The 12,298-nt window shown below is 67.5% G+C and carries 12 protein-coding genes; 5 read left to right on the top strand and 7 right to left on the bottom strand.

The window, feature by feature from the left end:
* Window positions 1-105 precede the first annotated feature (105 nt).
* Complete coding sequence (locus AB0N90_RS27950) at window positions 106-1,359, top strand: MFS transporter (protein WP_365201228.1); 1,254 nt, start codon at window positions 106-108, stop codon at window positions 1,357-1,359.
* A 6-nt stretch (window positions 1,360-1,365) separates the two neighbouring features.
* On the opposite strand, the gene AB0N90_RS27945 is transcribed toward AB0N90_RS27950, so the two are convergent.
* Together AB0N90_RS27945 and AB0N90_RS27940 are read right to left on the bottom strand one after the other, a co-directional pair.
* A complete protein-coding gene (locus tag AB0N90_RS27945; RefSeq protein WP_365201225.1) occupies window positions 1,366-1,530 on the bottom strand; it encodes a CGNR zinc finger domain-containing protein in 165 nt (54 codons plus the stop codon).
* A 26-nt stretch (window positions 1,531-1,556) separates the two neighbouring features.
* Window positions 1,557-2,126, bottom strand: coding sequence for an NUDIX domain-containing protein (locus AB0N90_RS27940; RefSeq protein WP_365201242.1), 570 nt, complete (start codon window positions 2,124-2,126; stop codon window positions 1,557-1,559).
* 275 nt (window positions 2,127-2,401) lie between these two features.
* Between AB0N90_RS27940 and AB0N90_RS27935 the strand changes: the two genes are divergently transcribed.
* Window positions 2,402-3,130 carry a hypothetical protein gene (locus tag AB0N90_RS27935; RefSeq protein ID WP_365201223.1) on the top strand — a complete coding sequence of 243 codons (729 nt, stop codon included), beginning with the start codon at window positions 2,402-2,404 and terminating at the stop codon, window positions 3,128-3,130.
* Window positions 3,131-3,474: 344 nt separating this feature from the next.
* On the opposite strand, the gene AB0N90_RS27930 is transcribed toward AB0N90_RS27935, so the two are convergent.
* Entirely contained in the window at window positions 3,475-5,982 is a 2,508-nt protein-coding gene (locus AB0N90_RS27930) for an NB-ARC domain-containing protein (protein ID WP_365201221.1), read from the bottom strand.
* Window positions 5,983-6,167: 185 nt separating this feature from the next.
* Complete coding sequence (locus AB0N90_RS27925; protein ID WP_365201219.1) at window positions 6,168-6,308, bottom strand: hypothetical protein; 141 nt, start codon at window positions 6,306-6,308, stop codon at window positions 6,168-6,170.
* 220 nt (window positions 6,309-6,528) lie between these two features.
* Between AB0N90_RS27925 and AB0N90_RS27920 the strand changes: the two genes are divergently transcribed.
* The 3 genes from AB0N90_RS27920 (at window position 6,529) to AB0N90_RS27910 (ending at window position 8,097) form a co-directional block, all read left to right on the top strand.
* Window positions 6,529-6,960, top strand: coding sequence for a helix-turn-helix domain-containing protein (locus AB0N90_RS27920; RefSeq protein WP_365201216.1), 432 nt, complete (start codon window positions 6,529-6,531; stop codon window positions 6,958-6,960).
* A gap of 79 nt (window positions 6,961-7,039) precedes the next feature.
* Complete coding sequence (locus AB0N90_RS27915) at window positions 7,040-7,642, top strand: hypothetical protein (protein ID WP_361682541.1); 603 nt, start codon at window positions 7,040-7,042, stop codon at window positions 7,640-7,642.
* A gap of 110 nt (window positions 7,643-7,752) precedes the next feature.
* Window positions 7,753-8,097, top strand: coding sequence for a DUF2516 family protein (locus AB0N90_RS27910; RefSeq protein ID WP_232988628.1), 345 nt, complete (start codon window positions 7,753-7,755; stop codon window positions 8,095-8,097).
* A gap of 39 nt (window positions 8,098-8,136) precedes the next feature.
* Here the strand turns inward: AB0N90_RS27910 and AB0N90_RS27905 are convergent, their stop codons facing one another.
* The 3 genes from AB0N90_RS27905 to AB0N90_RS27895 form a co-directional block, all read right to left on the bottom strand.
* Window positions 8,137-9,432: a SpoIIE family protein phosphatase gene (locus AB0N90_RS27905; RefSeq protein WP_365201214.1), complete on the bottom strand. Its 1,296-nt coding sequence runs from the start codon at window positions 9,430-9,432 to the stop codon at window positions 8,137-8,139.
* Window positions 9,433-9,962: 530 nt separating this feature from the next.
* On the bottom strand, window positions 9,963-11,048 hold the full coding sequence (locus AB0N90_RS27900) for an NlpC/P60 family protein (protein WP_365201212.1): 1,086 nt from the start codon (window positions 11,046-11,048) through the stop codon (window positions 9,963-9,965).
* A gap of 215 nt (window positions 11,049-11,263) precedes the next feature.
* Entirely contained in the window at window positions 11,264-12,079 is an 816-nt protein-coding gene (locus AB0N90_RS27895) for a class I SAM-dependent methyltransferase (protein ID WP_365201209.1), read from the bottom strand.
* Window positions 12,080-12,298 lie beyond the last annotated feature (219 nt).

Below are 12,298 nucleotides of genomic sequence, written 5' to 3'. Positions count from 1 at the left end.
AGCGGCGCGATCCGGTCCCACATCACATCAGTGATCACTAATCGGACAGACACATCCGATCAACTGATGAGCCCACCAAAGAGACACGGCCTAGGCTGCGCGCCCGTGACGCTGTCTTCGAGGTCTTCGAGCAAACCCCTTCCGGACGAGACCGCCCTGCCGCTGCGGCGGGACCCCCGCTTCACCCTCCTCCTCGGCGCCCGGGTCGTCTCCGTGCTGGGCAACGGCTTCGCCCGGGTGGCCCTCGCCTTCGCCGTGCTCGCGCTGCCCGGCGCGAGCCCCGCCAGGCTGTCGCTGGTCCTGGCCTGTCAGGCGCTGCCGCAGCTGTTGTTCGTGCTGGTGGGCGGGGTGATCGCGGACCGGATGTCCCGCTCGGCGCTGATGGCCCTGGCGGATGTGCTCGGGGCGGGGGCGTACGGTGCGCTGGCCGCGATGGTGCTGACGGGCGTGGCCCCGCTGCCCGCGCTGTGCGTCCTCGCCGTCCTGGCCGGCACCGCGACGGCCCTGTTCGCGCCCGCCTCCGAGGGCCTCGTCCCGCTCCTCGTCCCCAAGGACCGCCTCCAGCGCGCCAACGGCCTGCTGCGGATGGGCACCAACACCTCCCTGCTGCTGGGCCTGTCCCTGTCCGGGGTGACGGTGGCGGCGGTGGGCGCGGGCTGGGCGCTCGCGCTGAACGCCGTCTCCTTCGTGGTCAGCGCGGCTCTGACGGCCCGGCTGCGGGTGCCGAGGCGCCCGCGCGGCAGCTCCTCCGGCTGGACCGAACTGAAGGAGGGCTGGCGGGAGTTCACCTCCCGGCAGTGGCTGTGGGTGGTGGTCGCGCAGTACGCCCTCGTGGTCGCCGCGCTCAACGCCAACGCGGGCGTCCTGGGGCCGCTGATGGCCACGCAGCACCTGGGCGGCGCGCGGTCCTGGTCGGTGATCGTGGCCGCCCAGGCGATCGGCACCGTCGCGGGCGCGGGCCTGGCCGCCCGGGTCCGGGTCTCCCGCCCCCTCCTCGTGGCCGTCCTGTGCACCTTCCCGGCCGCCGTTCCGATCACCCTGCTCGCGCTGGCGGCCCCGCTCTGGGCGATCGTCCTCGCGATGTTCGCCTCGGGCCTCGCGAGCGACGTCTTCGGCGTCCTGTGGGCCACCACCATCCACCGCGAGGTCCCCGAGCACGCCCTGTCCCGGGTCAGCTCCTACGACTGGTTCGGCTCCCTCTCCTTCGCCCCGCTGGGCCTCCTGGTGGCGGGCCCCACGGCGACGGCGGTGGGCACGGGACGGGCGCTGGCGGGCTGCGCGGCGCTGATCACGCTGGCGACGGCGGCGACGCTGCTCTCCCCGCAGGTGCGGAACATGCGGAGCCCGCAGGGAAGTTGACCCACCTCAGGGCCGGGGCTCCCGCGCCGCGCTGTGCCGCTGGTAGTAGCGGGCGACCCGGGCCCGGTTGCCGCAGCGGGCGGGGGAGCACCAGCGGCGGCGGGGGTGCGCCGGCAGGTCGTACACCTCCCGCAACCGCTCCTGCTCCCCGCCCGAAAGTCGCTCCGCCATTCGGCCTCCCCTGGTTCCGCCCGGCATCACTGACTCGTCTCGCCGGTCTGAGTCCCGGGCGCCAGGGGGTGCCTCGCGCTCGGCGGCGAGAGCCGCGCGGTGCGGAACGCGAGATACCGGCCGAAGGCTTCGTGGCTGTCGGGGGTGAAGTGCCACTCCAGCAGGGCCGATCGCAGCTCCGGCTCGGTCAGCCGGCCGTGCCAGGCGACCTCGTCCGGATCGGGGACCACGGCGTCCGGCACCACGGCTTCGTGCACGCCGAGCCAGTGCGGGCTCAGGCCGCTGCGGTTGACGAACGTGAACAGCGGGCGCGGCAGCGCGCGAACGCCCAGCTCTTCGGCCAGCTCCCGGGCGGCGGCCTGCTCGTAGGACTCGCCGACATGCACCGCGCCCCCGACCACGACCTCATAGCGCCCGGGGAAGCGCGATACCCGCTCCGACCGCCGGTGGACGAGGATCCGGCCGCGATCATCACGGCACACCGTCACGGCGACCCGATGCAGCCACCCCTCCCGGACGGCCTCCCGACGGCTGACCACCCCCAGCACACGATCCCGGCCGTCGACCCGCTCCAGCAGTTCATCCACGCCGCACACCCTGGCAGAGCTCACTGACAACGCCGCTGAGCCTGAGCACGATAGTTGTCGCCGAATTCGCATCGTTGTTGACGTGTTCCGTCCTCTTTGCAGGCAAGTTGTCGCCAACTTCGAAGGTCTCCCCTCCGGTGGGATGCGTACGGCTTACCTGGGACTATGAGCGATATCCGGGGCTCCTTGTGGTCCCACAGCTGTACGTGGACAGATCTGCTCGTTCCTGTCTCGCTGGACGCGGGGCGGGACGACCTGGACCTGTCCGATGGCTGGATGGATCGGTGGATCGCGCCGCCCAGACCCGTGATGCGGTCGCCCCGCGCTTCGACGCCATCGCCGAGGCCAGCTCCCGCGTCGCCTCGCTCAAGGCCAGCATTGATGCCATCACCCAACTGCGCGAATCTTGGGCACGGGTGCGCACCATCGACGCGGACATCCGCTCACTCAAGGCCGACCGCCGGCAGGTGAACAAAGATATCAAAGAGAAGTCCGAGCAGCTCAAGGCCAACCAGACTCTGCTCGGTGATCTCAGCATTGAGTTCAGCCGACTGCTCACCAGCTGGAACCTGCCCTGGGTCGACACGGCCGTCATCGACCGCGACACCTATCTGCCGATGGTCAACGGACGGCAATTCGAGACCCTGCAGGCTTTCGGCGGGGGCATCGCCACCTCCGTCAACCTTGCTTACAGCCTCACGCTCCTTGCCTTCGGACTCGACCACTCCGACGTCCTCGTTCCATCGCTCCTCGTGATTGATTCACCGCGCAAGGAATTTGGCAACAACGCCTCCGACCGGCAACGCGCGGCCGAGATCTACAGTCGCTTCAGGACGCTGGCTGACGCATATGGCAAACGCTTGCAACTGATCATCGCCGACAATGACCCCCCGCCCATCACCAGCGACTCCTTCGGCAAGGTGGAGTTCGACTACGAGAACCCCATGGTGCCCGGCGTGGATCATCCCGGCCCTGGTCAGGTCACTCGCATCGAAAGTCAATCGGATAGCTAGAGGTCTTTAACTAAAAGTCCGGACAGCTCGATTGGCCGCTGTCCGAACTGTCCGGGCATAGACGGCTGCAGCACTCTAGAACTGCAGCCGCTCGGCGGAGCCGTCCTCTCAATGGGAGCAGGTGCCAGAGGCGACTCCGGTTCGATCGTTTCGGGAGGAAAGAACTCCCTGCCTGGGCAAACTCCGGCTTTGCGACTTGCGCCAGCCAGTGCGCTGTTCTATTTGGCCAGGTGGCCCGCCCATGTGACTCCAGTGATTCTTCCCTGGCCGTTCAGCTGACCCCAATTTCATCAAATGAGAGTTGGCGAGCCGGCCGTTGGCCAGGACACATCCGCGACCTCGATTCAGCCTAGCCAGCGCACGGCTGTAGCTCGAAGTCCCTTCTGCCCTTCGTCGGGATAGAAGGCAATGGATGAGCCGGAATCGAGATAGGACCACTCCCCCTCGTCTAGCAACTCCTTCACATGAAAGAAGTAGTCTCTCCCCCACGACCGCGTGAACCCGTACATCTTCTCTTGGAGGACTCGCGTAACCGTCCCCACGCGCCGCTCTACGAGCGCCGGATCAGTTGCTCGCAGCCGATCTTTGAGCCGAGCTGAAAAGTTCTCGAGACTCTCAATTAGAAAGTCATCATCCATCCTCCGAAGCAAACGCTCACTCAAATCGATCAACTGCACCGCTCGGTCAGCTGGTTCGCCGACTAGCATCTCGCTCCGGCCCGAATCTGCGAGATTCGCAGCTGCCTCAATCATCTCCACTGCAGATTCATATTGAGCATTAGCGACTCTTTTTTCTGCTTCATAGACGCCAGCCCGCATACCAATAGCCATCGCGACTGAACCTTCATATGAGTCCGGCTTCAACGTAATGGCGTGTGATGCACTGGTGAGTGCCGCGTCGAAATCGCCCAACTGAATATGGGCCCATGCAATCTCATTCGCCACCGTTGGTGGGACTTGCGCAAGTTTAGCGGCGCTCTGCAGAAGTTTAAGCCCCAAGCCAGGATCCACTCCCTCGTTTACAAGGAAGGACCCATATAGATAGCACAATGTGGCTGATTCAGGGGCGATCTCATTCGCCCGCTCGTATGCAGCACGAGCTGAGCTTACGTCGCGTAGGCCAGTCTGAATGTAGGCTTCAATGCGCCATGACTCATGGTACCCCGGTGATAGCATCTGAGCTTCGTGGCAGATTAGCAACGCCTCATCCGCCTCACCTCGATCGTAACTCCTCAAGGCGTCACGGAGGAGCCGGGCAGTGCTGAAATGGCCCGGGCCTTGAATATCAAGAGTTCGAGGATCGTAAGGGGATGCCGTACTTTCCGCCTGAAGTCTCATGCCGAGGTCCGAAAGCTCTCGGCTCCGCCCCTCGTACATAACTCGCTGTAGCGATCCGACCGAGTGCCTTTTATCTAGGTACTGTTTACCAAAATCTGCAAGTTGATAAGTTGATTCTGTGGCTTGATCCGTTGACGTGCCTTGCATTTGAATAAAGTTTGTGGACATCAACTCCAGCAAGCTTGTTTGGATTTCACCCGCAGAGTATTCGTTGAGGAACGCAAGCTCAGCTTGGCTTCGTCTCCCGGGGAGCACTTGCATCGACCGCAGGACGGAACGAGCGCTCTCGCTCAAATGTCCATATACGTTCGACATGCAGAAGTCGAGTAGAAGATCATTGTCGCGCAGTAGATCTTCAGGGCGCAGACCCGACTGCACGCCGGCCACGAACCATCTAATGTAAGCCGGGTGTCCCTTCATGGCTTGCACCATGCCGTTCAAGGAGTGAGGGCGGAGCCCCTGCAGAGCATCAACATTACGAACGCGGGCAAGTTTCATCAGAAGTCGAGTCGAATCATCATTCGACAGCGGTTTCAAGGAGACCGGGTTCTCGATGCCCAATCCGATCCGACTGGTAATAATTACCTTGCTCCCCATGGGGAGATCGAGCAAGAAATCACGGAGTCTCTGATCTAGAACGGTCTCCATGTTGTCCAGGATTAGGAGCACCTTAAAATGCTCCAGGTACGACAGAACCTCGGCAGCTGGGTCGACTGCCCGCTTGGCTTCAGTCCCTCCTAGCTGTTCGGCCGCAGAGGCGAAGAGGCCCAAAGAATTTTCGATGGCTCCACTGATTCGCTGGATCTCGTTCACCGTAAGCATGGTTGCTTTCGCGGTTACCCAAACGAGAGCTTCGAACGGATTCTTGGGATCATCCAGCAGCTCGTATGCAGCCTTCAATGCGATCGATGTTTTGCCAATTCCGCCATCCCCTAGGATGGAAACCACCGGGTAGGCGCCCTTAATTGCTTTTTTGATTCGATCGAGTTCCGCTCGGCGACCGAAGAATCCAGTTTCATCAAAATCCGGCGCCGGAAGGTTGTGTTGAGGGGCAGTGTCTGGATCTGTTACTAGGCTAATGGTCAGACCCAGGACGTATGCAGGGTCCGTCTGGAGCTTGGAAAGCGTACCGCTAAGGTGAACCCAGAAGCTCGACGCCACGGAAAAGGCATTTCTGGCTACGTCATGCACGACTGCTAGGTCGTCGATTTCCATAGGCCGCGTGTGTGCAACCCTATTTCGAACCTGCGTCAACTGCCCTAGATGGGGTGCAAAAATACGCAGAGACTCTTGAGCCTGCTCAGGGAGCTCTTTCTTTTTCTTGGAAAGAACTTCATACGATTCAGCAAAATCCAGATAGGGAACCAGGCTGGCTATTGAGAGTTGTGCTTTGGCTCCCATTTCTCGTGTAATGCGGATCGCCGCTCGATCGTACTTATCTGCGCCCAGGGCGACTCGGGGATCCTCGCCTTCTTCGTGTGCCCCCAGAATTGCATTTCGCAGATCCTCTTCCATGGCAGAGAGGAGTGCAAAGCAAGTGAGTCGAGTGGCGCTTGAACTCATGTATCCCCCAGAACCTGTCTGTCTCTTTACGCGATGAGAGACGATGATAGGTGACCTTGAGGTGATGTGCATCACCTTCGGCCTATTCCTTCAAATGCGTCCTCTCTGGGCCGGACTGTGCTGCGAGGCTTGGGTGTCTAAGGATGAGCCAGGTGGAAGAACGGATGAGCATCCGGGACCACGGCTTCGTGCACGTCGAGCCAGTGGGGGCGGGTGCAGCTGACCGCCATCCCCAGCTCGCGATCTTGATCGTCGACAGGCTCCATCAGTTCGTCCACGACGAGCACCCTGGCGTAGCCCCCTGACAACGCGGCTTCCTGGTGACCCGTGGAGGTCGTCCTGAGAACACCTGCACCAGGAGGCCGGGCCCGGGTGACGAAGTTGTCGTGCAAATGCGACACCAGTCGTGCTCAGGCTCAGCCGCCCCTCGGCGGCTCCCGGCACACTATTGCAAGCGTCTGCTTGCAATTGTTAGCGGGGGTGGGGCATGGTGGAGGCATGGCATCGCTGAACGTCGGCAATCTCGGTGAGTACCTGCGTGAACAGCGGCGGAACGCCCAGCTGTCGCTGCGGCAGCTCGCCGAGGCGGCCGGGGTGTCCAATCCGTATCTGAGCCAGATCGAGCGCGGGCTGCGCAAGCCGAGCGCGGAGGTGTTGCAGCAGGTCGCCAAGGCCCTGCGGATCTCCGCCGAGACGCTGTACGTCCGCGCCGGCATCCTCGACGCCGAGCGGGACCGGGACGAGGTGGAGACGCGCGCCGTCATCCTCGCCGATCCCTCGCTCAACGAGCGGCAGAAGCAGGTGCTGCTCCAGATCTACGAGTCCTTCCGCAAGGAGAACGGATTCGGGACCGGCGAACCCGCGGGTGCGGACGGCACGGAGCAGGGAACGGACGACGACGATGCCGGCTCGCGGCGGACGGCCGGCTGACGCCGGACCAGGGCACCGGGCGCCCACCGCGAACCACACCACCTCAGCCGAACGCGAGATCCGGGAGGACCTGATCACCATGGCCATCACCGACGACCTGCGCAAGACCCTCAGCGACCCGACTCCGCTCTACTTCGCCGCCGGCACCGCCGACCTCGCCCTCCAGCAGGCCAAGAAGGTGCCCGCACTGGTCGAGCAGCTGCGCGCCGAGGCTCCGGCCCGGATCGAGAAGGTGCGCGGCACCGACCCCAAGGCCGTCCAGGAGAAGGCCACCGCCCGGGCCAAGGAGGCCCAGGAGACCTTCCAGACCAAGGTCACCGAGCTGATCGGCGGCTTCGACGTCGACCTGAAGAAGCTCGGCGAGCAGGCCCAGGACCTCGCCCTGCGCGGCGTGGGCGTCGCCGCCGAGTACGCCGTCAAGGCCCGCGAGACCTACGAGAAGGTCGCCGAGCACGGCGAGGCGGCCGTGAAGACCTGGCGCGGCGAGGCCGCCGAGGACATCGAGGACCTGGCCATCGCCGTCGAGGGCAAGCCGGAGCCCGTCGAGGTCAAGGACGAGGCCGGCCGGCCCAAGGTCGCCACGCCCGAGGCCGCCGCGGAGAAGAAGGCCGCCGCCGCCCGGAAGGCCGCGACCGCGCGCAGGACGGCCACCACGAAGAAGCCCACCCCGCCGGCCAAGTGACCGCGCGGGCGGCGGGCCGGGCATCTTTGGGGTGTCCGGCCCGTTCCGCCCGTTCTATGGGTACGGTTGCGGCGTAGGGACCGAGCTGCGGAACAGGGGCGGTGGCAAGCATGCTGATGTTGGGCTTCGCGGGATTCATGGGGATCCTGAAGATCGTCCTCATGGCCCTGGCCGCGTTCGCGCTCGTCGACGCCGCGGTGCGGCGCGAGGACGCCTTCCGCGCGGCCGACAAGCAGAACAAGGTCTTCTGGCTGATCATCCTGGGCCTCGCCCTGGTCGCCAGCGTGATCTTCTCGGTCCTGGCCATCCTGCCGATCGCCGGCGCCGTGGCCAGCATCGTCTACATCGTGGACGTACGCCCCGCGCTCAGGCACGTCACGGGCGGCGGAGGCTACGGCCGCCGCGGCGGCAGCAGCAGCGACGGTCCGTACGGGCCGTACAACGGCGGCCGCTAGCACCACCGCGGTCGGCGGGCCGGTCCCCTCGGGGCCGGCCTACGCCGTCCGGTCCAGCAGTACGACCGCCACGTCGTCCGCCAGCTCGCCCTCGTTGAGCCGGCGCACCTCCTGCACCGCGGCCCGCAGCAGCTCCTCGCCCCGCAGCCCCTCGGCGAGCTGGCGGCGGATCATCTCCACCATGCCGTCCTGGCCGAGCCGCTCCCCGCCGGCCCCGACGCGCCCCTCGATCAGCCCGTCGGTGTAGAGCATCAGGCTCCACTCGGCGCCCAGCTCCACCTGCATCCGCGACCAGCGCGACCCGGGCAGCATGCCGAGGGCGGGACCGTTGTTGTCGTACGGCAGCAGCCGCGCCGGTACGCCGGGGCGCACCAGCAGCGGGGCCGGATGGCCGGCCAGGCACAGGCCCGCGTGGCGGCCGTCGGGCGCGATGTCCACCGTGCACAGCGTCGCGAAGATCTCCTCGTCCGGGCGCTCGTGCTCCAGCACCTCCTGGAGGGTGCCCAGCAGCTCGTCACCGCACAGCCCCGCGAGGGTGAGCGCCCGCCAGGCGATCCGCAGCTCCACGCCGAGCGCCGCCTCGTCCGGGCCGTGCCCGCAGACGTCGCCGATCATGGCGTGCACCGTGCCGTCGGGGGTGCGCACGGCGTCGTAGAAGTCGCCGCCGAGCAGCGCGCGCGAGCGGCCCGGACGGTACCGCGCCGCGAACCGCAGCGAGGAGCCGTCGAGCAGCGGCGTGGGCAGCAGCCCCCGCTCCAGGCGCCGGTTCTCCTGCGCCCGCAGCCGGCTCTCGGTGAGCCGGCGCTCCGCGGTGTCGGATCGTTTCCGCTCCACCGCGTACCGGACGGCGCGGCTGAGCAGCCGGCTGTCCAGCTCGTCCCGGACGAGATAGTCCTGCGCGCCGACGCGCACCGCCTCCGCGCCGCGCTCGGCGTCGCCGGAGCCGGTCAGGGCCAGCACGGCATGCCGGGGCGCGAGCTGGAGGACGTGGTGCAGCACGGCCAGCTCGTCGTCGGTGTCGCTGCCGCCCGGCGCGGGCAGCGCCAGGTCCAGCAGGATGCAGTGGACGTCGTCGGTGAGCAGCCGCTCGGCCTCGGTGAGGTTGCGGGCGGTGCGCACCCGGACCGGCTTGCCGGCCGAGTCCAGCAGTTCGGGCACGATCGGCGAGCGGACCGGGTCGTCCTCGATCAGCAGCAGGGTGAGAGTGGCGCCGCTCGTGGGCGCGGCGTCGCGGTGGGCCTCTTCCTTGAGGGGGCCGCCGACGGCGCCGGCGGCCTGCGCCTGACCACTCTCCACGGCCGGGATCGCTCTCTGCCGCGGTACGGGTACGGGCATCGTCTGGGTTCCTTCCCTCCCCCCGAGGGCACGGCGGTGTCGAGGGGTCTCGACCCACCGACGGGTGACCCTAGCGGGTGGGGCCACCCCGATGGAATGGTGTGAGCCGCGTCGCTCTGGCGCAGGCCACTGTCATATGCCGCTTTCCGTACCGCAGTTGGACAGCGCACCGGGCCCCGGGGGATGACGAAGCTCACGTCCTGCCCCGGTTTGCACGGGGGTTGGCGGTGGAGTGGGTCACATGACCCGCGTCACCGGGGCAAAAGCCGTATAACGCGGGTCACGCGACGCGCCTCACGCTCGCCGCGGACAGGCCGACACCCCCGCCGCGGACGGTCCGACGCCTCCGCCGCGGACGGTCCGACGCCTCCGCCGCGGACGGTCCGACGCCTCCGCCGCGGACGGTCCGACGTCCCCGTCCCGAGCGCGCCCACGTCCCCGTCCCGGGCGGGCCGACACCCCATCCCCAGGCGGGCCGACAGCGTCACCCCGGGAGGTCCGACAGCGTCACCCCGAGCGGGCCGACGGCCTCACGCGTCGGGTCGTACGACCCCCAGGATCGGCATCGAGCCCGCGCCCGCGACCGTCACCGAACGCCCCGGACGCGGCGCCTGGATGATCGCGCCGTCCCCTATGTACAGGGCGACATGGCTGGCGTCGTCGAAGTAGATGACGAGGTCGCCGGGCCGCATGTCCTTGACGTCGATGTGCTTGAGCTGCTTCCACTGCTCCTGGGAGGTGCGCGGGATGGGGCGGCCGGCCGCGGCCCACGCCTGGGAGGTCAGCCCCGAGCAGTCGAAGGAGTCCGGGCCCGCGGCGCCCCATACATACGGCTTGCCGAGCTGGGCGGTGGCGAACGCCACGGCCTTCTCGCCCGCCGCGGACGCCTTGCCGTGGATCCGGTCGAGGATGCCGGTGTCCAGCCAGGCGGTCTGCGACTTCAGCGCGGCCTTCTGCTCCAGCTGCGCGAGCCGCTCCCGCTGCTTCTCCTCCAGCGACGACTCCAGCTTCTTCGCGGCGTCGATCTGCTGCTGGATCTTCTTCTTGGCGCTCGCCTTGGCCTTGCGGTCGGCGTCCAGCTTCTTCCACTGGGCGGCCGCGTCGGAGGCGTAGTCCTGCAACTGCTGCTGGGTGTCGGTGCGTTCGCCGATCAGATGGTTGGCCGCCTGCTGGCTCTGCAGGACCAGCCCCGCGCCGTCCAGGAACTGGTCCGGGTCGTCGCTGAGCAGGAACTGGGCGGTGGGCGGCACCCCTCCGGTGCGGTACTGCTCCCGGGCCGCCGCGCCCGCCTGGTCCTTGAGCTGGGCGAGCTTCTGCTGCCCGGCCACGATCTTCTTGGCCAGCGAGACGATCTCGGCGGACTGCTTCTTCGTCTTCTCCTCCGCCGCGTTGTACGCGTCGGTGGCCACGGCCGCGTCGTGGTAGAGCTTGTCCAGCTTCTCGCGGACCTGCTCAAGGTCCTTGTCCGGCACGGGTTTCGGGCTTGTGCCGGCCGCCGGACCGGTGTCCTGCGGGGGTGCCGGCGCGGCGAGCGCCGTCCCGGGGGCCGCGAGTACGGCCACCGCGCAGACCACGGTCAGGGCGGCCGCGAGCAGACCGCGCTTGCCCGTACCCATACCTACCCCCCAGCTGATTTACCGTCAGTAACTTACGAACGCCTGAGGGATCGTGCCACGACCGCGCGCAAAGCGACAGAGGCCATGAGGAAAGTCGGATTTCCCCCGTGACCGGCCAGGACGACGATCACCTCGCCCGTCTGACGAACGACGCGCCGGGTTCGTTCCGTTGCCCGCCCACCCGAAGGGGTGGTTTCAACGGTTCCGGCCCGCAATCAGCCCTGCGGCGCCAACGCCCCCCACGCCACCGTCACTTCGCCCTGCCGCCAGCGCCCCGGCGCGTCCGTCACCGGCCAGTCCGCGGTGAGGGCGCGCACCGTGCGCAGCCAGCGCTGCCGGGCCCCGTACGCGGCGTACGGCGCGGCCGCCGCCCAGGCGCGGTCGAAGTCGCGCAGGAAGGCGTGCACCGGCTCGCCCGGGACATTGCGGTGGATCAGCGCCTTCGGCAGCCGTTCGGCGAGGTCGGAGGGGCGGTCAAGGGAGCCGAGCCGGGTGGCGAAGGTGACGGTCCGCGGCCCCTCGGGCCCGAGCGCCACCCAGACGTGCCGCCGCCCGATCTCGTCGCACGTCCCCTCGACCAGCAGCCCCCCGCGCGAGCCGTCGCCCGCCGGGGCCAGCCGTGCGCACAGCCGCTCCCAGACGGCGGCGACCTGGTCCTCGTCGTACTGGCGCAGCACATTCGCCGCGCGGATCAGCAGCGGCCGACCGGGCACCGGGACCTCGAAGCCGCCGTGCCGGAAGACCAGCCCCGCGCGCTCGTACGGCCGCGCCGCCGCGACCCGCTCCGGCTCGATCTCGATGCCGACGACCCGGGTGCGGGGGGCGGCGGTGCGCAGCCTGCCGAGCAGTTCCACGGCGGTCCAGGGGGCGGCGCCGTACCCGAGGTCCACGGCGACCGGCTCGGCGGCGCGGCGCAGCTCGGCGCCGTGGACGGCCGCGATCCAGCGGTCCATGCGGCGCAGCCGGTTGGGGTTGGTGGTGCCGCGTGTCACGGTCCCGACGGGACGGAGGGCGGATGCGCGGCTTGCCATGAGTACGAGGGTAAAGGGGGCCGGGAAGGAGACCGGCCGGAGGCCCGGGAGGCCCGGGAGCCAGGAAGGGGACAGGCCGGTGGCCAGGTTGAGCCAACAAAGGTAATGATTCGGTAAAGCGGCTTGTTCCGGAAATGGCCGGCACCCCGCCCGCTGTTGCACCCCCTTGGAGGGCGCAGGCGAGTCCTCCGTCCGGCATGCCCGCAGCAAGGAGGACCG

It is taken from the genome of Streptomyces sp. NPDC093018, from assembly GCF_040684035.1.
GTDB lineage: Bacteria > Actinomycetota > Actinomycetes > Streptomycetales > Streptomycetaceae > Streptomyces > Streptomyces murinus.
This window is presented reverse-complemented; position numbering and strand designations above follow the sequence as displayed.

Excerpts from the sequence above, each read along its gene's own strand:
- AB0N90_RS27945 (WP_365201225.1), bottom strand. The coding sequence starts at position 1,530 with ATGGCGGAGCGACTTTCGGGCGGGGAGCAGGAGCGGTTGCGGGAGGTG.
- AB0N90_RS27900 (WP_365201212.1), bottom strand. The coding sequence starts at position 11,048 with ATGGGTACGGGCAAGCGCGGTCTGCTCGCGGCCGCCCTGACCGTGGTC.
- AB0N90_RS27920 (WP_365201216.1), top strand. The coding sequence starts at position 6,529 with ATGGCATCGCTGAACGTCGGCAATCTCGGTGAGTACCTGCGTGAACAG.
- AB0N90_RS27895 (WP_365201209.1), bottom strand. The coding sequence starts at position 12,079 with ATGGCAAGCCGCGCATCCGCCCTCCGTCCCGTCGGGACCGTGACACGC.
- AB0N90_RS27910 (WP_232988628.1), top strand. The coding sequence starts at position 7,753 with ATGCTGATGTTGGGCTTCGCGGGATTCATGGGGATCCTGAAGATCGTC.
- AB0N90_RS27915 (WP_361682541.1), top strand. The coding sequence starts at position 7,040 with ATGGCCATCACCGACGACCTGCGCAAGACCCTCAGCGACCCGACTCCG.
- AB0N90_RS27930 (WP_365201221.1), bottom strand. The coding sequence starts at position 5,982 with ATGGAAGAGGATCTGCGAAATGCAATTCTGGGGGCACACGAAGAAGGC.
- AB0N90_RS27905 (WP_365201214.1), bottom strand. The coding sequence starts at position 9,432 with ATGCCCGTACCCGTACCGCGGCAGAGAGCGATCCCGGCCGTGGAGAGT.